This window comes from Streptosporangium fragile (assembly GCF_039534445.1).
Classification (GTDB): Bacteria; Actinomycetota; Actinomycetes; order Streptosporangiales; family Streptosporangiaceae; genus Streptosporangium; species Streptosporangium fragile.
This window is the reverse complement of sequence record NZ_BAAAVI010000054.1, coordinates 40013-58223: the sequence shown is the minus strand read 5'-3', so window position 1 is coordinate 58223 and position 18211 is coordinate 40013. Positions and strand designations below refer to the sequence as shown.

The 18211-nt window shown below is 72.3% G+C and carries 17 protein-coding genes and 1 riboswitch; of the genes, 9 read left to right on the top strand and 8 right to left on the bottom strand.

Going from position 1 to position 18211, the window contains the following annotated elements; translation table 11 throughout:
• On the bottom strand, positions 1-805 hold an 805-nt coding region (locus ABD841_RS29380; RefSeq protein ID WP_486389208.1), incomplete at its 3' end, for a lysozyme family protein.
• Between the two features lie 153 nt (positions 806-958).
• Between ABD841_RS29380 and ABD841_RS29375 the strand changes: the two genes are divergently transcribed.
• From ABD841_RS29375 to ABD841_RS29350, 6 genes are all read left to right on the top strand, one after another.
• Positions 959-1234: a hypothetical protein gene (locus tag ABD841_RS29375; protein ID WP_344978568.1), complete on the top strand. Its 276-nt coding sequence runs from the start codon at positions 959-961 to the stop codon at positions 1232-1234.
• A 12-nt stretch (positions 1235-1246) separates the two neighbouring features.
• On the top strand, positions 1247-3067 hold the full coding sequence (glmS, locus tag ABD841_RS29370; RefSeq protein WP_344978566.1) for a glutamine--fructose-6-phosphate transaminase (isomerizing): 1821 nt from the start codon (positions 1247-1249) through the stop codon (positions 3065-3067).
• 149 nt (positions 3068-3216) lie between these two features.
• Positions 3217-4221, top strand: coding sequence for a tripartite tricarboxylate transporter substrate-binding protein (locus ABD841_RS29365; RefSeq protein WP_344978564.1), 1005 nt, complete (start codon positions 3217-3219; stop codon positions 4219-4221).
• A 4-nt stretch (positions 4222-4225) separates the two neighbouring features.
• Positions 4226-4426: riboswitch (cobalamin riboswitch) on the top strand.
• Positions 4427-4542: 116 nt separating this feature from the next.
• Positions 4543-6852 carry a ribonucleoside-diphosphate reductase subunit alpha gene (locus ABD841_RS29360; protein ID WP_344978562.1) on the top strand — a complete coding sequence of 770 codons (2310 nt, stop codon included), beginning with the start codon at positions 4543-4545 and terminating at the stop codon, positions 6850-6852.
• A 38-nt stretch (positions 6853-6890) separates the two neighbouring features.
• Complete coding sequence (locus ABD841_RS29355) at positions 6891-7886, top strand: ribonucleotide-diphosphate reductase subunit beta (RefSeq protein WP_344978560.1); 996 nt, start codon at positions 6891-6893, stop codon at positions 7884-7886.
• A 78-nt stretch (positions 7887-7964) separates the two neighbouring features.
• Positions 7965-9089, top strand: a complete 1125-nt coding sequence (locus tag ABD841_RS29350) for a mechanosensitive ion channel family protein (protein WP_344978558.1) — start codon at positions 7965-7967, stop codon at positions 9087-9089.
• Between the two features lie 39 nt (positions 9090-9128).
• On the opposite strand, the gene ABD841_RS29345 is transcribed toward ABD841_RS29350, so the two are convergent.
• Together ABD841_RS29345 and glgC are read right to left on the bottom strand one after the other, a co-directional pair.
• A complete protein-coding gene (locus ABD841_RS29345; protein WP_344978556.1) occupies positions 9129-10148 on the bottom strand; it encodes a DUF5685 family protein in 1020 nt (339 codons plus the stop codon).
• 326 nt (positions 10149-10474) lie between these two features.
• Complete coding sequence (glgC, locus tag ABD841_RS29340) at positions 10475-11701, bottom strand: glucose-1-phosphate adenylyltransferase (protein WP_344978554.1); 1227 nt, start codon at positions 11699-11701, stop codon at positions 10475-10477.
• Between the two features lie 48 nt (positions 11702-11749).
• Between glgC and glgA the strand changes: the two genes are divergently transcribed.
• The gene (gene glgA / locus ABD841_RS29335) at positions 11750-12943 is read left to right on the top strand and encodes a glycogen synthase (RefSeq protein WP_344978552.1); all 1194 of its coding nucleotides are present in this window, start codon (positions 11750-11752) and stop codon (positions 12941-12943) included.
• 44 nt (positions 12944-12987) lie between these two features.
• On the opposite strand, the gene ABD841_RS29330 is transcribed toward glgA, so the two are convergent.
• Positions 12988-13353 (bottom strand): PH domain-containing protein, encoded by a 366-nt coding sequence (locus tag ABD841_RS29330; protein WP_344978550.1) that lies wholly within the window; start codon positions 13351-13353, stop codon positions 12988-12990.
• 96 nt (positions 13354-13449) lie between these two features.
• On the opposite strand from ABD841_RS29330, the gene pgeF reads away from it, so the two are divergent.
• Entirely contained in the window at positions 13450-14136 is a 687-nt protein-coding gene (gene pgeF / locus ABD841_RS29325) for a peptidoglycan editing factor PgeF (protein WP_344978574.1), read from the top strand.
• 22 nt (positions 14137-14158) lie between these two features.
• On the opposite strand, the gene ABD841_RS29320 is transcribed toward pgeF, so the two are convergent.
• From ABD841_RS29320 to ABD841_RS29310, 3 genes are all read right to left on the bottom strand, one after another.
• Positions 14159-14566: a nitroreductase family deazaflavin-dependent oxidoreductase gene (locus tag ABD841_RS29320; protein WP_344978548.1), complete on the bottom strand. Its 408-nt coding sequence runs from the start codon at positions 14564-14566 to the stop codon at positions 14159-14161.
• Positions 14567-14713: 147 nt separating this feature from the next.
• Positions 14714-15529 carry a sirohydrochlorin chelatase gene (locus ABD841_RS29315; RefSeq protein WP_344978546.1) on the bottom strand — a complete coding sequence of 272 codons (816 nt, stop codon included), beginning with the start codon at positions 15527-15529 and terminating at the stop codon, positions 14714-14716.
• A 267-nt stretch (positions 15530-15796) separates the two neighbouring features.
• Entirely contained in the window at positions 15797-16354 is a 558-nt protein-coding gene (locus tag ABD841_RS29310) for a GNAT family N-acetyltransferase (protein ID WP_344978544.1), read from the bottom strand.
• Positions 16355-16529: 175 nt separating this feature from the next.
• Between ABD841_RS29310 and ABD841_RS29305 the strand changes: the two genes are divergently transcribed.
• Entirely contained in the window at positions 16530-17609 is a 1080-nt protein-coding gene (locus ABD841_RS29305) for an alpha/beta hydrolase fold domain-containing protein (protein WP_344978542.1), read from the top strand.
• 44 nt (positions 17610-17653) lie between these two features.
• On the opposite strand, the gene ABD841_RS29300 is transcribed toward ABD841_RS29305, so the two are convergent.
• Positions 17654-18079: an Lrp/AsnC family transcriptional regulator gene (locus tag ABD841_RS29300; RefSeq protein ID WP_344978572.1), complete on the bottom strand. Its 426-nt coding sequence runs from the start codon at positions 18077-18079 to the stop codon at positions 17654-17656.
• Between the last annotated feature and the right edge of the window lie 132 nt (positions 18080-18211).

Genomic DNA, 18211 nt, shown 5'->3' with positions numbered 1-18211 from the left:
CCCCGCCCTCCGTCCCCGCCACCCGCCTGTCGGCCGCGTACCCCCCCCGCGCCCCCGGCGCGCGCTGGCCGAGCACGGAACCGCCCGCCGCGCGCCGCTCCACCGGGGCCGTGCCCGGCGCGTACGGGACCGGCGCGGGAGGGGGCGGAGTGCCGGCGTGGACGCCGGAGTAGCGGGCCACCGCGTCGTACCAGCGCGCCGGGTCGGCGCTGATCCCGCCGCCGGTGCGCCGCTGGTAGTCGGCGAGCAGCGCGGCACCGCCCCGGATGTTGGCGGACGGGTCCTCGCGCAGCACGTCGGCCGGGATGCCGGTCAGCGCGGCGGCTCGTCCCAGGGTGTCCTCCGGGGGCGCCGCCGCGACACGTGGGACGGCCGCGACGCGCGGGCGGGTCTCGTCGCCGCGCCGGTCCTCCCCGGCGCCGTGCGGGCGGCCCGGCCCGGTCCGGCCGTCGACGAGGTGCATCGGCCCGTAGCCCGCCGAGACGCTGGGCAGCCCGGCGTTCCCGTCCCACCGGGACTCCAGGTAGGAGACCGCCAGCAGCACGCTCTCCGGCACCCCGTACTCCCGCGCCGCCCGGGCGAAGGCCTCCTGCCTGCCGGGTCCGGTCCGCGCCGCCGGCCGTCCGGGCGCTTCGGGCCGTCCGGGGTGGCCGGGCCGTGCGGCGTGCTCGGGTCGTGCGGGGTGCCCGGACCGTGCGGCGTGCTCGGGCGGTGCGGGCCGCTCGGGCCGGGCGGCCTCTCCGGGGGCGGCCGGGATCAGCCCGACGAGAGCGGTGACGATCGCGACCCCTGGCAGATGGCGCATAGTGGTTCCTCCCCCTCCGGTAGCTACCCAGAGTTACGAGAGACTACCGACAGTCGGCAACCGGTGCCGGGTTGTGGCGCCGGGGCGACTCGTTGCCCGAAAACGGGCAGAAAACTTGGTGCACTCCCCCCGGTGTGCGTATGGTCCTGCTCTGTGTCCACGGCACGGCATCCCCATGAGGACCTGATCGCCCATCTGACCCGGACGAGCGCGCTCGGTCCCGGGGAGGCGGCGCGGGTCGTCGCCGACGTGCTGGCCTATTTCTCCGAGCCGGTCGACGACTTCGTCCGGCGGCGTCACGCGGAGCTGAAGGCGAGGGGACTGATCAACGACGAGATCTTCCCCAGGGTGGCCGCGGAGCTCGCGGTCCGTCGTGTCGCGGCACCCGAACTCTCCCTGCGCCAGCTGCGCCGGATCGTCTACGGGTGAAAGGAACGTCAGATGTGCGGAATCGTGGCCTACGTTGGGCCGAAGGACGCGGCCCCCATCCTGCTGGAGGGGTTGCAGCGCCTTGAGTACCGGGGCTACGACTCGGCGGGTCTGGTGGTCTCCAACAAGGGCCTGAAGATGCGCAAGGTCAAGGGCCGGGTGGCCGACCTGGCGGCGGTCGTGCCCGCGCGCTTCAAGGGCGGCCTGGGCATCGGCCACACCCGCTGGGCCACCCACGGCGCGCCCAGCGACGTCAACGCCCACCCGCACCTGTCCGGCGACGAGCGTGTCGCGGTCGTGCACAACGGCATCATCGAGAACGCCGACGAGCTGCGGGTCAAGCTGGAGGCCGACGGCGCGGTCTTCGTCTCCGAGACCGACACCGAGGTGCTGTCCCACCTGATCGCCCGGACGGTCAAGGAGACCGACTCCCTCGTGGAGGCGGTCCGCGTGGCGCTCAAGCGGGTCGTGGGCACCTACGGCATCGCGGTGGTCGACGCCGAGCGCCCCGGCGAGGTGGTCGTCGCCCGCAACGGCAGCCCGATCGTGCTGGGCATCGGCGAGAAGGAGATGTTCGCCGCCTCCGACGTGGCCGCGCTGGTCCGCTACACCCGCCAGGTGGTCCACCTGGAGGACGGCGAGATCGCGGTGCTGAAGGCCGACGGGTTCAACACCTTCGCCAGCGACGCCCGGGAGACGGCCAAGGAGCCGCTGACCGTCGACTGGGAGGCCGGCCACTACGACACCGGCGGCTACGAGCACTACCTGCTCAAGGAGATCTCCGAGCAGCCCGAGACCGTGGCCAGGACGTTGCGCGGGCGCCTGGACGACCGTTTCCACATCGCCCACCTCGGCGGTCTCAACATGGACGCGCGGGAGACCCGCTCGTTCCGCCGGGTCAAGATCATCGGCTGCGGGTCCGCGTACTATTCGGGGCAGATCGGCGCCCAGCTCATCGAGGAGCTGGCGCGCATCCCGGCCGACGCCGAGCCGGCCAGCGAGTTCCGCTACCGCAGCCCGGTGGTGGAGGCCGACACCCTCTATGTGGCGATCAGCCAGTCGGGGGAGACCTACGACACCCTCGCCGCGGTCCAGGAGCTCAAGCGCAAGGGCGGCCGGGTGCTCGGCATCGTCAACACCGTCGGCAGCGCGATCGCCCGTGAGTGCGACGGCGGCGTCTACCTGCACGCCGGACCCGAGGTCTCGGTGGCGAGCACGAAGGCGTTCACCTCGACCGCCGTGGCCTTCGCCCTGCTCGCGCTCCACCTGGGCCGGGTGCGCGACCTGTCCCCGGCCGACGGCCGCCGCATCTGCGAGGGCCTGCGCAGGCTGCCCGACCAGATCAAGGAGATCCTCGCGCTGGAGCCGCGGATCGAGGAGCTGGCGCGGAAGTACGCCGAGGCGCCGAGCATGATGTTCGTCGGACGGGTCCGGGGCTACCCGGTGGCCCGTGAGGGCGCGCAGAAGCTCAAGGAGATCTCCTACGTCCACGCCGAGGCCTACCCGGCCAGCGAGCTCAAGCACGGGCCGCTGGCGCTGATCGGCCCGGAGATGCCGACCGTGGCGATCGTCCCCGACGACGAGCTGCTCGACAAGAATCTCACCACGCTGGGTGAGATCCGCGCCCGGGGCGGGCGGGTGCTCATGGTCGGGCACCGCGTCGCCGACCCCAAGCTGGCCGACGACTGCGTCGTGGTGCCCAGGAACGAGACCGAGCTGGACCCGATCCTGCTGACGATCCCGCTCCAGCTCTTCGCCTACCACGCGGCCGTGGCGCTGGACCGGGACGTCGACAAGCCCCGTAACCTGGCCAAGAGCGTCACGGTGGAGTAGATCCACCCACCCCGGATCCTCCAGGTGGGACCTTCCCGGTAAGACCTCTCCGATAAGACACCCTCGCGTGTGACAGGAGGTGTCAGGAGGGTAATTCGAGTTATAGGGGGTATTGGGGGGAAGGGGCGCTTATGCGCCGTAGGGGGTTTTTGGCGCTTGTTGCGGGGATGATGGCCGCCGCGGGCTGTGGCTCGACGAGCGGCTCGGCCGGCGCGGCGGTGGACCGGCTTTCCGTCGTCGCGCCCGTCTCCCGCGGTCAGAGCTGGGAGGCGGTCCCCCGCACGCTGGCCGCGGTCCTGACCCGGTCGCGCCTCGCCCGGACCGTCCAGGTCGTCGACCGCCCGTCCGGGGCGGGCTCCGCCGCCACGGACGGGCTCGGCCCCCTCCGCGGCCCCTTCGTGCGCGAAGGCAGGGTGCTCGTCGCCGGGATGTCACTGGTGGCCGGCGCGGAGATCGCCGGCTCCGTCCCCCTGGTGAACGCCACCACCCCCCTCGCCCGCCTCGTCGGCGACTGGGCCTCCCTCGTCGTCCCGGACGACTCCCGCCTGCGCTCCTTCGACGACTTCGCCGCCGAGCTCCGTCGCGACCCGGCCGCGCTCTCGGTCGGCGGCCGGCTGGAGGGGGGCTCCGACCACGTGCTCTACGGCATGATCGGCAAGTGCCTGGGGGTCGACGCCCGGCTGCTCGACTACGCCGGGTACCTCACCGCCGCCGACGCCGTGGAGGCGCTCCACCTCGGCCGGGTGGCCGCGCTCCTCGGCTCGGTCCGGTCCTTCCGGGCCGGGATCGCCGCGGGCCGCCTGCGGCCCCTGGTGGTCTCCTCCGGAGAGCGCGTCGACGGGGTCGACGCGCCGACGCTCCTGGAGCTGGACGTCCGCCTCGAGTACAGCGACTGGTGCGGCCTGCTCGGGTCGGCGCGCATGGCGGAGGAGGACCGGGACGCGGCGCTCGCCCTGTGCGACGGGATCGACGCCGACCCCGCCTGGCGCGCCCGGTGCGCGGCCAACGGCTGGAGCCGGGTCTACCTCGGCGGCGACGGCTTCCGCCAGTGGCTGTCCACGGAGACGGCGCGCACCCGCGAGGTCCTTCGCGATCTCGGCCTGCTGAAGTCTTCCGACACAACCTGTTGGGGCGGTTGCGTCGGGCGGTACTAGATGTAGGATCCTGCTCGTTGCTGGTTCGCCTCGGGAGAGGCGAGGAAAGAGGGAACCCGGTGCGATTCCGGGACTGCCCCGCAGCGGTGAACGGGAACGAAAGCCGTCATTGAGCACTGGGTGAACCATGCCCGGGAAGCGACGGCCGGTAGGCGTGTGCGCGGTGCCCGTGAGTCCGAAGACCTGCCGGTGACGTGAGTGTCCAGGGCCTCGTGGGAGGGTCCGCGGACGAAGCGGTCCGGCGTGCCCGGAATCGCTCGCTGCCGCGTGCCCGTCCCCGGAGAGGCGTACGGGGAAGTTCGAGCGAGCGAGGGGCAGGACGTGACACAGACCGTGGTCGGCGCCACCGGGAAGACCGCAGGGGAGAGCATCGGGCAGGACGCGGGCGCTCCGGGTCCTTCCGGCGGCGCGCGGGGCCCGGGTGAGGCGCGCGGGCAGGACGCGGCGCGGACCGGTGCGGCATCGGCCGATCGCCGGCTGGCCATCGACGAGGCCGCCGCCCGGGTGATCACCGACCCGGAGAACTCCAAGGTCGCCGCCGGGCTGCTGGCCGAGCTGATCGCCGAGGAGGCCGCCGGGCACGGCGTCCGGAGCTTCTCCGACTCCGTCGCCGCCACCCACGCGGCCGGGCTGGTCGCCGACCGGCTGGCGGAGTTCGTGGCCGCCGACGCCGGGACGCTGGACGCGCTGATCGACCCGGAGGCCGACGCCCGGTTCGAGTACTTCGGGCTGCGCACGGTCTACGACCGCTACCTGCTGCGCCACCCGGAGACCCGCAAGGTCCTGGAGCGCCCGCAGCATTTCCTCCTGCGGGTCGCCTGCGGCCTGTCGGAGACGGTCGAGGAGGCCGCCGAGCTCTACGGGCTCATGGCCGCCCTGGCCTACCTGCCCAGCTCGCCCACCCTGTTCAACGCCGGGTCACGCAGGCCGCAGCTGTCGTCCTGTTTCCTGCTCGACTCCCCGCGCGACGAGCTGGAGGCCGTCTACGAGCGCTACGGCCAGGTCGCGCGCCTGTCGAAGTACGCCGGGGGGATCGGGATCTCCTGGAGCAGGATCCGCTCCCGGGGCTCGCTGATCCGGGGCACCAACGGCCACTCCAACGGCATCGTGCCGTGGCTGCGCACACTCGACGCCAGCGTCGCGGCGGTCAACCAGGGCGGCCGGCGCAAGGGCGCGGCCTGCGTCTACCTGGAGACGTGGCACGCCGACATCGAGGAGTTCCTGGAACTGCGCGACAACACCGGCGAGGAGGCCCGCCGCACGCACAACCTGAACCTGGCGAACTGGATCCCGGACGAGTTCATGCGCCGGGTGGAGGCCGACGGCGTGTGGTCGCTGTTCGACCCCAAGGAGGTCCCGCACCTGGTCGACCTGTACGGCGCCGCGTTCGACGAGGCCTACCGCGCCGCCGAGGCCGAGGGCCGCTTCACCAGGCAGATCCCCGCCCGCACCCTGTACGGCCGGATGATGCGCACCCTCGCCCAGACGGGCAACGGCTGGATGACGTTCAAGGACGCCGCCAACCGCACCTCCAACCAGACGGCGCGCCCGGAGAACGTCATCCATCTGTCGAACCTCTGCACCGAGATCCTGGAGGTCACCGGTGACGCCGAGACCGCCGTCTGCAACCTCGGCTCGATCAACCTCGCCGCGCACCTGACCGCCTCCGGCGACGACGTCGACTGGCCGCGGCTGCGCGCCACCGTCCGCACCGCGGTGCGTTTCCTCGACCGCACCATCGACCTGGGCTTCTACCCGACCCCCGAGGCCGAGGCCGCCAACCGGCGCTGGCGCCCGATCGGGCTCGGCATGATGGGCCTGGCCGACGTGCTGTTCGCGCTGCGCCTGCCCTTCGACGGCCCCGAGGCCCTGGCGCTGTCCACCCGGATCTCCGAGGAGATCGCGCTCGCCGCGTACGCCACCTCCGCGGACCTGGCGGTCGAGCGGGGCCGCCACCCCTCCTACGAGGAGACCAGGGCCGCCGCCGGGGTGCTCCACCCCGACCACTACGGGGCGGCGACCTCCGCGGAGTGGACCGCGCTCCGCGAGCGGATCGCGGTGACCGGCCTGCGCAACTCGCTGATGATCGCGATCGCCCCCACGGCCACCATCGCCTCCATCGCGGGCTGCTACGAGTGCATCGAGCCCCAGGTCTCCAACGTCTTCAAGCGCGAGACCCTGTCCGGGGAGTTCCTCCAGGTCAACCGTTACCTGGTCCGGGACCTGGCGGCCCGGGGGCTGTGGACCCCGCGGATCCGCGACGCGATCAAGCGCGCGGACGGGTCCGTCCAGGACATCCCGGAGATCCCCGCCGACCTGAAGCTGCTCTACCGGACCGCCTGGGAGCTGCCGCAGAAGGCGCTGATCGACCTGGCCGCCGCGCGCACCCCGTACATCGACCAGTCGCAGTCGCTGAACCTCTTCATGGCCACGCCGACCATCGGCAAGCTCTCCTCGATGTACGCCTACGCGTGGCGGTCGGGCCTGAAGACCACCTACTACCTGCGCTCGCGCCCGGCCACCCGGATCGCGCAGGCCACCGTGGCGGCGCCCGCGGCGCGGACCGCGCCCGATCCCGAGGCCGTCGCCTGCTCCCTGGAGAACCCCGAGTACTGCGACGCCTGCCAGTAGGCGACCCGGTAGCGACCCCTTCGAAAGGCCCTCACCTGATGCTGCTCGACCCCGGCATGGACCTGACCCTGCGGCCGATGCGCTACCCGGAGTTCTACGAACGCTTCCGGGCCGCGATCCGCAACACCTGGACCGTGGAGGAGGTGGACCTCGCCTCCGACCTGGCGGACCTGGCGAAGATGACGCCCGAGGAGCGCCACCTGATCAACCGCCTCGTCGCCTTCTTCGCCACCGGCGACTCGATCGTGGCCAACAACCTGGTCCTCAACCTCTACCAGCACCTCAACGCGCCCGAGGCGCGCCTGTACCTCAGCAGGCAGCTCTTCGAGGAGGCGGTGCACGTCCAGTTCTACCTGACCCTGCTCGACACCTACCTGCCCGACCCGGACGAGCGGGTCAAGGCGTTCGCCGCGGTCGAGCACATCCCCTCGATCCGCGACAAGGCGGAGTTCTGCTTCCGGTGGATCGACTCGCTCGGCGGGCTGACCCGGCTGGAGACCCGCGAGGACCGGCGGGCCTTCCTGCTCAACCTGATCTGCTTCGCCGCGTGCATCGAGGGGTTGTTCTTCTACGGCGCCTTCGCCTACGTCTACTGGTTCCGCTCCCGCGGCCTGCTCGGCGGCCTGGCCACCGGGACGAACTGGGTGTTCCGCGACGAGTCCCTGCACATGGAGTTCGCCTTCGGCGTCGTGGACACCGTACGGGCCGAGGAGCCGGACCTGTTCGACGGCAGGCTCACCGAGCAGGTCACCCGGATGATGGAGGAGGCGGTGGCGGCCGAGCTGGCCTTCGCCGAGGACCTGTGCGGGGACGGGCTGCTCGGCATGAGCGTGGACCGGATGCGGGAGTACCTCGAGTACGTCGCCGACCAGCGGCTGGTCCGGCTCGGGATGCCCGTCCGGTACGGCACGGCCAACCCGTTCGCGTTCATGGAGCTGCAGGACGTGCAGGAGCTGGCGAACTTCTTCGAAAGGAGGGTCTCCGCCTACCAGGTAGCGGTTGAGGGAAATGTGACGTTTGATGAGTCCTTCTGATTAGCTGGTCGTTCAGGGGAAACCCTCTCCTCTGCAGAGAACCGGTCAAGGATAGAGACGACGAGGGGGACGCCGTCAGTGTCCGAATGGCTCATCATGATCATCTCCGTGCTCGCCGCCGTCGTGGCCGTGGAGGTGGTACGCCGGATCCTGCGGTCGCGGCTGATCGGCGAGAGATGGGCTCTCGCCGGTCCGCTCGTCCGCCGCTGCACGTGGCCCGGGTTCGCCTCGGCCACCGTGGCGACCGCCTACACGGTCTACGAGCCGGGCATGGCGGAGGGCTCCATCAGCGTGATGATCGAGCGGATTCTCAGCCTGCTGATGATCGGGTGCGTCACCTGGCTGTTCATCCAGGCCGCCTACGCGGTCACCGACGTGGTCCTGGAACGGCTGATCACCATCGAGGGGGAGGGCAACCGCAAGGCCCGGCGGATCCGCACCCAGATCGCCCTGGTCCGCCGGGTCGCCTCGGCCGTCATCATCGTGGTGGCGCTGGGCGCGATGCTCTTCACCTTCCCGCAGGTGCGCGCCCTCGGCGCCGGGCTCCTGGCCTCGGCCGGGATCGCCGGCGTCGTCGTCGGCATCGCCGCGCAGTCCACCCTCGGCAACATGCTCGCGGGCCTGCAGCTCGCCTTCAGCGACGCGCTCCGCCTGGACGACGTCGTCGTGGTGAAGGGCGAGTGGGGGCGCATCGAGGAGCTCAGCCTCACCTACGTGGTGCTGCGGCTCTGGGACGAGCGCCGGCTGGTCCTGCCGGTCTCCCACTTCGCGTCCAACCCGTTCGAGAACTGGACCCGGCACAGCAGCCGGGTGATCGGTCACGTGTACCTCCGGGTCGACTGGTCGGTGCCGGTAGAGGAGTTGCGCACCGAGCTCTACCGGGTGCTGCGCGAGCACCCGCTCTGGGACCAGAAGGACTGGACCCTGCAGGTCACCGACACCCTCCCCAACGGGCTGCTGGAGCTGCGCGCCCTGATGAGCGCCGCCGACTCCGCCAGCGCCTGGGACCTCAAGTGCGACATCCGCGAGCACATGGTGACGTTCGTCCGCGAGAAGTATCCCGAGGCGCTGCCCCGCTTCCGGGTCGAGACCGAGCCGCCCCCCGGGACCGTGCCCGAGCTGCTCGCCGGGCGGGGCGGCGGCCGGGGAACGGGGCACCGGGACGGCACCTCCGGCGCGGACGGCGACCCGGACCCCTCCTGAGGGCCGCGTCCGGGCCCCGCCCGCCCGGGGTTCCCGCGTTCAGGAGCCGCAGTCGCAGCAACTGCAGCAGTCGCAGCAGTCACAGCACTGGTCCAGGATGCACCGGTTCTTGCACGGCCTGTTCCGCTTGGAACTCCATCGAGGCCGCCAGAGACCGCAGGTGAGCAGGGTCCCGACCCCGGCGGCGGTCCTGCGGAACACCCCCGGCCGCTCGTACGACATGCCGAACGTCCGCTCCACGGCCCGGCGCACCTCGGTGCCGAGCAGCACGTCCACCAGGTGCCGGTCGGCGAGCTCCAGTTCGCGCAGCGCCAGCTCCAGGCCGTGCGCGGCGTCCTCGCAGAGCCGTCGCGCCTCCCGGAGCGGGGTGCCGGTCGCGGTGAGCGGGTTGAACGCCCCGCGGGCGGCGTCGTCCTCCAGGTCCTCCACGGCGTCCAGCAGGTGGGCGATCCGGCCGAAGAACCGGCCCGCCTCGGCCAGGGCCGCCGCGTTGCCGGGCACGCCCGCGAGGGCGGCGGTGTGCGCGAACGCGGCGGCGACGGCCTCCTCGGTGGGGCCGGTCAGCTCCAGCAGGGCCGCCCCGGGGCGGCCCTCCAGGTCGAGCTGGCGCTCGACCGTCGAGGTCAGCACGGCGGTGTCGAACCCGATCCCGGCGCCCATCCTGGCCCCCGCCGCCTCCCAGCGGGCCGCCAGCCGCCCGCGGGCCGACGCGGTACCGCGGGCGGAGTCGCCGTCGGCCACGTGGTCGCGCAGCCTGCCCGCGGCGAGGACCAGCGAGACCGTGGCGGCCAGCCGCGCCCCCTCCGCCCGCGCGTCCACCACGTCCGCCGAGCGGAACCCGCGCAGCGCGCAGGGTCCGGCGGTCCGGTGCGGGGACGTCGCGGGGCTCTGCGCCTCGGTCAGCACCGAGAGGATCAGCCCGTCGTAGTTGGTGGCCAGCCGCGCCCCGTGTCCCTGCCCGTCACGGAGGGTCAGGCACAGCCCGCACAGGTGCGCCAGCCAGGCGCGCTGCAGGCTCGGACAGGAATGGGCGCTACACGGGCGAATTATGCCGAACATCCGGTCTCTCAGGCTTCGATGTGGCCTTGCCACAAATTGGGGGAGTGACCGGGAAAATCTATCCGGTAGGGATCTCCTGAGGTTTCGAGCCCCTCGTCGATGGCCGGGTCGCCACCCTGCGGTCGACCGCCCCGGCAGGCGCGACGCGACGAGCGCCGCCATGCGCCCGCCGCGCGCCCGGGGCTGCCGAGCGGCGCCGCCCGGCCGCCACACCGGCCGGCGGGCCCGCGGGTGAGGCGCCGAGCCCGGCGTCGGGTACGGAACCGGACCGGTGATCCGGGCCCGTACCCGACGCCGGGACCCCGCGGCGGGCCGGATGACCCGGGTCAGCGCTCCACGATCTCGTTCTTGCCGATGACCACGACGCCGCTGTTGGTCACCGCGAAGCGGCTGCGGTCGTACTCGGGATCGAAGCCGATCCGGGCGCCGTCCGGGATGATCACGTTCTTGTCGATGATGGCCCGGCGGACGATCGCGCCCCGGCCCACCTTCACGTTGCCCATCAGGACCGAGTCCTCGACCTGGGAGTGGGAGTGCAGCACCACGCCCGGGGAGAGGACGGACCGCTGGGCCAGGCCACCGGAGACGATCACGCCCGCGGAGACCAGGGAGTCGATCGCCCGGCCCACCCGGTCGCCTTCGTTGTGCACGAACTTGGCCGGCGGGAGCGGGTCGTGGCCGGTGTAGATGGGCCACTGGCCGTTGTACAGGTTGAAGACCGGGTGCGCCGAGATGAGGTCCATGTGGGCCTCGTAGTAGGCGTCCAGGGTTCCCACGTCGCGCCAGTAGCCCCGGTCACGCTCGGTGGAGCCGGGCACGACGTTGTTGGCGAAGTCGTAGACCTCCGCGCTGCCGGACTTCACCATCATCGGGATGATGTTCCCGCCGAGGTCGTGCTTGCTCGTCGGGTCGAGCGCGTCCTCCCTCAGCGCGTCGATCATGGCCTGGGTCTTGAAGACGTAGTTGCCCATCGACGCGTAGATCTGGTCGGGCGCGTCGGCCAGGCCCACGGCGTCCTTGGGCTTCTCCCGGAAGGCGACGATGCGCCGCCCCGCCGGGTCCGTCTCGATCACCCCGAACTGGTCGGCCAGGGAGAGCGGCTGCCGGATCGCCGCGACGGTGACGTCGGCACCGGTCTCCACATGCTGCTGCACCATCTGCCGGGGGTCCATCCGGTAGATGTGGTCGGCGCCGAACACGATCACGTGGTCCGGCATCTCGTCATAGATCAGGTTCAGGTTCTGGAACAGCGCGTCGGCCGAACCGGAGAACCAGTGCGGTCCGAGGCGCTGCTGGGCGGGTACCGGCGTCACGTAGTTGCCGAGCATCGCCGACAGGCGCCATGTCCGGGAGATGTGCCGGTCCAAGCTGTGGTTCTTGTACTGCGTCAGCACGACGATCTGCAGGTAGTGACCGTTGGCGAGATTCGACAGCACGAAGTCGATGAGCCGGTATATCCCCCCGAACGGCACCGCCGGCTTGGCCCGATCGGCCGTCAGAGGCATGAGCCTCTTCCCTTCACCACCGGCGAGCACAATCGCGAGGACTCTCATACCTGGACCTTAACCTGACGAACAGGGCTGAAACACTAGGCTGATCGTATGCGAGTGGATCTGCTGACCCGTGAATATCCCCCCGACGTCTACGGAGGGGCCGGTGTTCACGTCGAGTACCTCGCCCGGGAGCTGCGCAGGCTCGCCGACACCCGGGTCCGCTGCTTCGGGGCCCCGCGCGCGGAGGAGGGCGTGGAGGCCTACCGGGTGCCCGGCGGGCTGGAGACGGCCAACGCCGCGCTCCAGGTGCTCGGCGTCGACCTGGAGATGGCCGCCGCGTGCGACGGCGCGGACCTGGTCCACAGCCACACGTGGTACGCCAACTTCGCCGGCCACGTGGCCAAGATGCTGTACGGCACGCCGCACGTGGTGACCACGCACAGCCTGGAGCCGCTGCGGCCATGGAAGGCCGAGCAGCTCGGCGGCGGGTACACGCTGTCGTCGTGGGCCGAGCGCGGCGCGCTGGCCACCGCCGACGCGATCATCGCGGTCTCCGAGGGCATGCGGCGCGACGTGCTCGCCGCCTATCCCGAGATCCCGCCGGAGAAGGTCACCGTGATCCACAACGGGATCGACACCGGCGAGTACGCCCCGGACCACGGCACCGACGTCCTGGCCCGGCACGGCATCGACCCCGCCAGGCCGTACGTCGTCTTCGTCGGCCGGATCACCCGGCAGAAGGGCCTGGTGCACCTGCTGCACGCGGCCCGCGACTTCCACCCCGACGCCCAGCTGGTGCTGTGCGCCGGCGCGCCGGACACCCCGGAGATCGCCGCCGAGGTGACCGGGCTCGTGCGCGGGCTCGACCGCGAGGGCGTCGTCTGGATCTCGGAGATGCTCCCCCGGCCCGAGGTGATCCAGATCCTCACCCACGCGACGGTGTTCGTCTGCCCCTCGGTCTACGAGCCGATGGGCATCGTGAACCTGGAGGCGATGGCCTGTGAGACGGCGGTCGTGGCGACCGCCACCGGCGGCATCCCCGAGGTCGTGGCCGACGGCGAGACCGGGCTGCTGGTCCCGATCGACCAGGGCGCCGACGGCACCCCGCACGATCCCGGCCGGTTCGCCGCCGACCTCGCCGAGCGGGTGAACCGGCTGCTGGCCGACCCGGACCTCGCCGCCCGGATGGGCCGGGCCGGGCGGGTCCGCGCCGTGGAGCACTTCTCCTGGGAGCGGATCGCCGAGCGCACCACGGACCTCTACCTGCGGGTCGTCGGCAAGGAGCCCCCGGCGGCCTCCTGAACCGCCCGCGGGCGACCGGCCCGGCCCCGGCGACGGTGGGGTTCCTAGGCGGAGATGAAGTGCAGGATCACGTTGTGCACGTGATGCGCCTTCTCGTCGCCCCGGAACTCCACCTCGTAGGTGTGGGTGCCCACGTGGATGGCGATGGCCCCGGAGGAGAAGAACGACCCCCCGATCGACTTGTTGCTCACCACGCTGACCGCCGAGACCTTGCCGTACGGGATGCTCGTGATGGCGGTCTTCTTGCCGACGAAGGACTTGTCCTGCACGATCACGCGCTTGTCGGTGAGGCCCAGGAAGCCCGTGCCCGCCCCGATGGCGTCGTAGACGGCGATGATCTGCTCGCCGGGCAGCAGACCGCTCTCGATCTGCTTGAACTGCTCCTTGCGGTCGTACACAACCTGCGCCATGACGCTCGCAATCTCTTGGGGATGTGCGTACCCGTGTAACGAACCCCCGGTGAACGCGGTTCCACGGGCGAGTATGGTCGGGCCGTGAACTTTCAGATGAGGATCACCGACCGCCACGGGGGCGTGAGCGCCGAGCCGTACGGCACCCGCAACCTCGGAGGCATGTGCGGGGACGACCCGGAGGCGGTCGCCGTCAACCGCGCCAGGACCGCCGCCGAGTTCGGCCTGGACCGGGTCGTGTTCATGCGGCAGGTCCACAGCGCCGACGTCCGCTACGTCACCGAGCCGTTCGGGGCCGAACCGCCGCCGCTGGACGGGGTCTGCACGGACGTGCCCGGTCTCGGCCTGGCCGCGCTGTGCGCCGACTGCGCGCCCGTCCTGCTCGCCGACCCCGGGGCCGGGCTGGTCGGGGCCGCGCACTCCGGGCGGGTCGGCACCGTCGCCGGCGTCGTCCCCGCCCTCGTGGCGGAGATGGCCGGGCGCGGCGCGGACCCGGCGCGGATGACCGCCCTGATCGGCCCGATGGCCTGCGGCTCCTGCTACGAGGTCCCCGCCGGGCTGCGCGAGGAGGTCACCGCGGTGCTGCCCGCGGCCTGGTCGATCACCCGTCACGACACCCCGGCCCTCGACCTGCGGGCCGCGATCACCGAGCAGCTCGGCAAGGCGGGTGTCGCCGAGGTCCTCCACGACACTCGCTGCACCATCGAGACCGCCGACCTGTTCTCCCACCGGCGGGAGGGCCGGACCGGGAGGTTCGCCGGCTACGTCTGGCTGGAGCCCTGACGGCCGGAGCGGAGGGCACCGTTCACGGCGACGTGCGCTCCAGCACGATCACCGGGATCTCCCGGTCGGTCTTCGTCTGGTACTCGTCGTAGGCGGGCCAGGCCGCGGTCATGATCTGCCACAGCTCCGGCTTCTCCTCGGGGGTGGCGGTGCGCGCCGTGGCCTGGAAGCGGTCGCCCAGCACCTGGACCTCCACCTCGGGGTCGGCCTGCAGGTTGAGGTACCAGGAGGGCGGGGCGTCGGCGCCGCCCTTGGAGGCCACCACGAGGTAGTCGTCCCCGTGGCGCTGGTAGATGAGCGGCGTGTCGTGCCGTCGGCCGGTCTTGCGGCCCTTGGTGGTCAGGATCAGGGCCGTGGTGCCCTGCCACTCGTGTCCCTCGGCGCCGTCGGTCGCCCGGTAGCGCTCGACGTGCTCTTTCCCGAACAGCATGATCGATCTCCTCTGGTGACTGCGCATGAGTCATTACCCGTCAGGGGGGATCGCTCACCTCAGGCGTCCCGGACGCCCCGGGGAGGGCGTCCGCGCCTTCCGGGGACGGGGCCGGCTCCGGAGGGGGCCGGCCCCGCAGGCGGGCTGTCAGCCCGCCGAGAGGATGCTCCCGTAGGCGCGGGCCGCCAGGTCCGCGACGAGACCGTGGGCCCCGAGGACGTCGGCGCACTCGGCCCCGACCGCCCCGGCCGCGTCGTCCGCCAGTCCGGGGGGCGCCTCCGGGCCCACGACGCACGGGGACAGGGCGATCCGCTGGGCGCCGATGCCGCGCAGCCGCTCGGCCGCGTCGGCGACCGAGGGGCCGCTGTCGAGGGAGGCGACCAGCACGGGGAGCGTCAGCCGCGAGGCCAGCAGCACCGCCGTCGGCTGAGCCTCCGCCGCCGCCTTCTCGCCGCCGACGGTGGCCAGGATGACCGCGTCGACCGGGCTGGAGACGTTGAGCAGCCGCATCCGGTCGGCCCGCGCCAGGCCCTTCTCCGCCAGGCGGATGTGCAGGGCCTCGGCCAGCAGCGGGTGCGGCCCGAGCGGGTCGGTGACCGTCACGGAGACCCCGCTCGCCGCGACCGCGGTGGAGACCAGCCGGTCCGCGGCCGGGTGAGGGCCGGTCAGCAGCGGGACCACGATGGCGGCGGCGGCATCTTCCGGCCGCTCCCGGGCGGCGGCCTCCAGCTCGGAGGTCAGCTGCTTGCCGTCCTCGCCGAGGCCGGCCAGGCGGACCTGGATCTGCGGGTTGTCGACCCGTATCAGGGCCGCGACCTCCGCGGCGACCCCGGAGGCGTCACCGAGCACGGCCAGCACCAGCGCTGGAGCCTCGGGCGGAAGCTGGGAGGGCACGGGCCTGCGGTGCCTGCCGGAGGGCCGGGCGGCACGTCCTCGTACGGGAAGGGTGGGACTGTCACTCACATGCGCGGACTTTAGGGCCATTCGCCGCTTCGCGTACTCGGAAACGGCGGCAATTCCATCACAACCCGGTGAAAGGGTAAACCTCATCGGTCGTTTCGGGACGTCCGGAACCGCCGGCGACATCACGCGGTCACGGTCCGGTACGGCCCGCGCCGCCGATCGACGGCGCGGAGGTCGATCGGCGGCGCGGTGGTCGGGGTGGACCGGCCCGGTGGGGACCGGACCGGCTGCGGCGGGTGGTCGCCCGCCACCGCCGGGACCGCGGGGTCAGGCGTCGCGATGGCCCTCCCACTCGTCTTCCAGCGCCGAGTGCACGATGGAGTCGCGCCACACGCCGCGGGCGCGGACGTGGTGCCTGATCCTGCCCTCCTCGACCATCCCGGCGACCAGCATCGCGAGCTGGGCGGCGGTGTTGGCCGGGGAGCGGGCGCCCCAGATGCGGTGGAGCCGCAGATGCCGGAAGCCGAACGTCAGGATCAGCCGGATGAGGTCGGTGCCGAGGCCCCGGCCCCAGTAGTCGGGGCGGAGCCCGAGGCCGATCTCCGCGCTGTGCGGGTGGTCGGCCTCGATGTGCAGCCGGGCGACGCCGAAGGCCTCGTCGCCGTCGACGTCGGTGACCGCGAGCACGTACAGCCGGCGGGGCTCGGTCTCGGCGGACTTCATGGCCTCGATGACGCTCTCCTCGACCTCCTCGCGGGTGCGGGGGTCGAACGGCAGGTGCTCGGTGGCCGCGGGATCGCCGTAGACCGCGTGCAGGGCGTCCACGTCGTCGAGGGTGACCTCCCTCAGCCGGAGTCTCGTGCCGGAGATCTCAACGTGGCGCATGCGCGGACGCTACCGTCTCGGAGGTGCCAGGACTGGAGGTCATCCCGGAAGGCGGACATACCATCACGTTGGTGATCTTATACACAGATTTGGCGCAGACCCAGGATTTCGGGTGTGTCGTACGGTCGCCGTCCCATGACCGTGAGCATGGTCTGGTATGGAGCACAATAAGCGGATGATCCCTCCGAATCCCACGGTGCTCGTGGTCACCGGTCCCGGCCTCGTCGCCGACCTGCGGCTCCTCACCGAGGTGGCCGACCGGGAGTTCGCGGCCCTCGGCGTCAGCGGGACGGTGACGCCGGCCCCCGACCTCGCCGGCTTCCGGGCCGCGCTCGGCTTCCCCGGCGCGCTGGTCGCCCTGCCCGGCCCCGACCCCGAGGCCAGGAGCCTCGCCGCCGAGCATCCCGGCGCGGTCTGGCTCGACGTCGCCAGATCCGCGGCCCCGCTCCCCGCGCCCGTGGACGGCACGGTGGCCACCCACCTGCACGGGCGGGGGATCTGGGGGCTGACCTGGGCGATCAGGCACGCCGTGCACCGGTCGCGGTGGCCCGCGCGCCGGGTCGCCTACGGCGAGCACCCCGACCAGTGGGCCGAGGTGCGCCCGCCGCGCGAGACCGCCGGGCGGGCACCGGCCGCGGTGCTGCTGCACGGCGGCTTCTGGCGCTCGATCTGGGGCGCCGACCTGATGGACGCCCTCTGCGTCGACCTGGCCGGGCGGGGGTTCGCCGCCTGGAACCTCGAGTATCGCCGCCCCGACCTGCACGGCTGGACCGCGACCACCGAGGACGTCGCCCGGGGGATCGCCCTGGTGGCCGAAGAGGCCACCGGCCCGGTCGTCGTGATCGGCCACTCGGCGGGCGGGCAGCTGGCCCTGCATGCCGCGGCCGACGACCCCCGCGTCACCCTGGCCGTCTCCCTGGCGGGGGTGCTCGACCTGGTCGAAGGCGACCTGCGGCAGATGAGCTCGGGCGCGGTCGCCGCCGCCCTCGGCGGGTCCGCCGCCGAGGTGCCCGAGGTCTACCGGCGGTCGGGGCCGCTGGAGCGCCTCCCCCTGGGGGTGCCGCAGCTCATCGTGCAGGGCGGCGGGGACGACCTCGACCTGGTCGACTTCGGCCGCCGTTACGCGCGGGCCGCCCAGGCCGCCGGAGACGAGGTGACGTACCTGGAGATGTCAGGCGACCACTTCGACGTCATCGACCCCGCCTCGCCGATCTGGCGCGCCACCGCCGGGGTGATCGCCGACAGGTCCTGCTGATCGCCGCGCGCCCACCGGGTGGCGGGCCGCGCTCGCCGGGCCGCTCAGGCGGGGGAGAGCGGGCGCCACTCGACGGGGCTGGAGAGCACCATCATGCTCGACGGATGGCCGTACGGGGCGAGCCGGTCGATCATCTCCTCGAAGGCCGTCATCGAGGGCGCGGCCACCCGCAGCAGGCAGCAGGTGTCGCCGGTCACCCGGTGCACCTCCAGGATCTCCGGCCAGGCCAGCGCCTGCTCGTCGCGGAGCACGCAGCGCGGTCCGTAGCACGACATCCTGATCAGGGCGGCCACCGCGCGCCCGGCCCGCGCCGGGTCGACCCTGGCGTGGTAGCCGGTGATCACGCCGGTCTCCTCCAGCCGCCGCACCCGCTCGGCCACCGCCGGAGCGGACAGGTGCACCCGCCGGGAGAGCTCGCTGTACGACAGCCGCGCGTCGGCCTGCAGTTCGGCCAGCAACGCCCAGTCCATCGCGTCCACTGTCACGCTCCGTCACATCGTAACCTGATCGGCTCCGTGGCCTTCCGTTCCGAAGGCGGAAGCCGTTAATCGCCTTTCCTCCATTATTTCGGTATTGACGGCTACCGGCCACCATGGAAACGA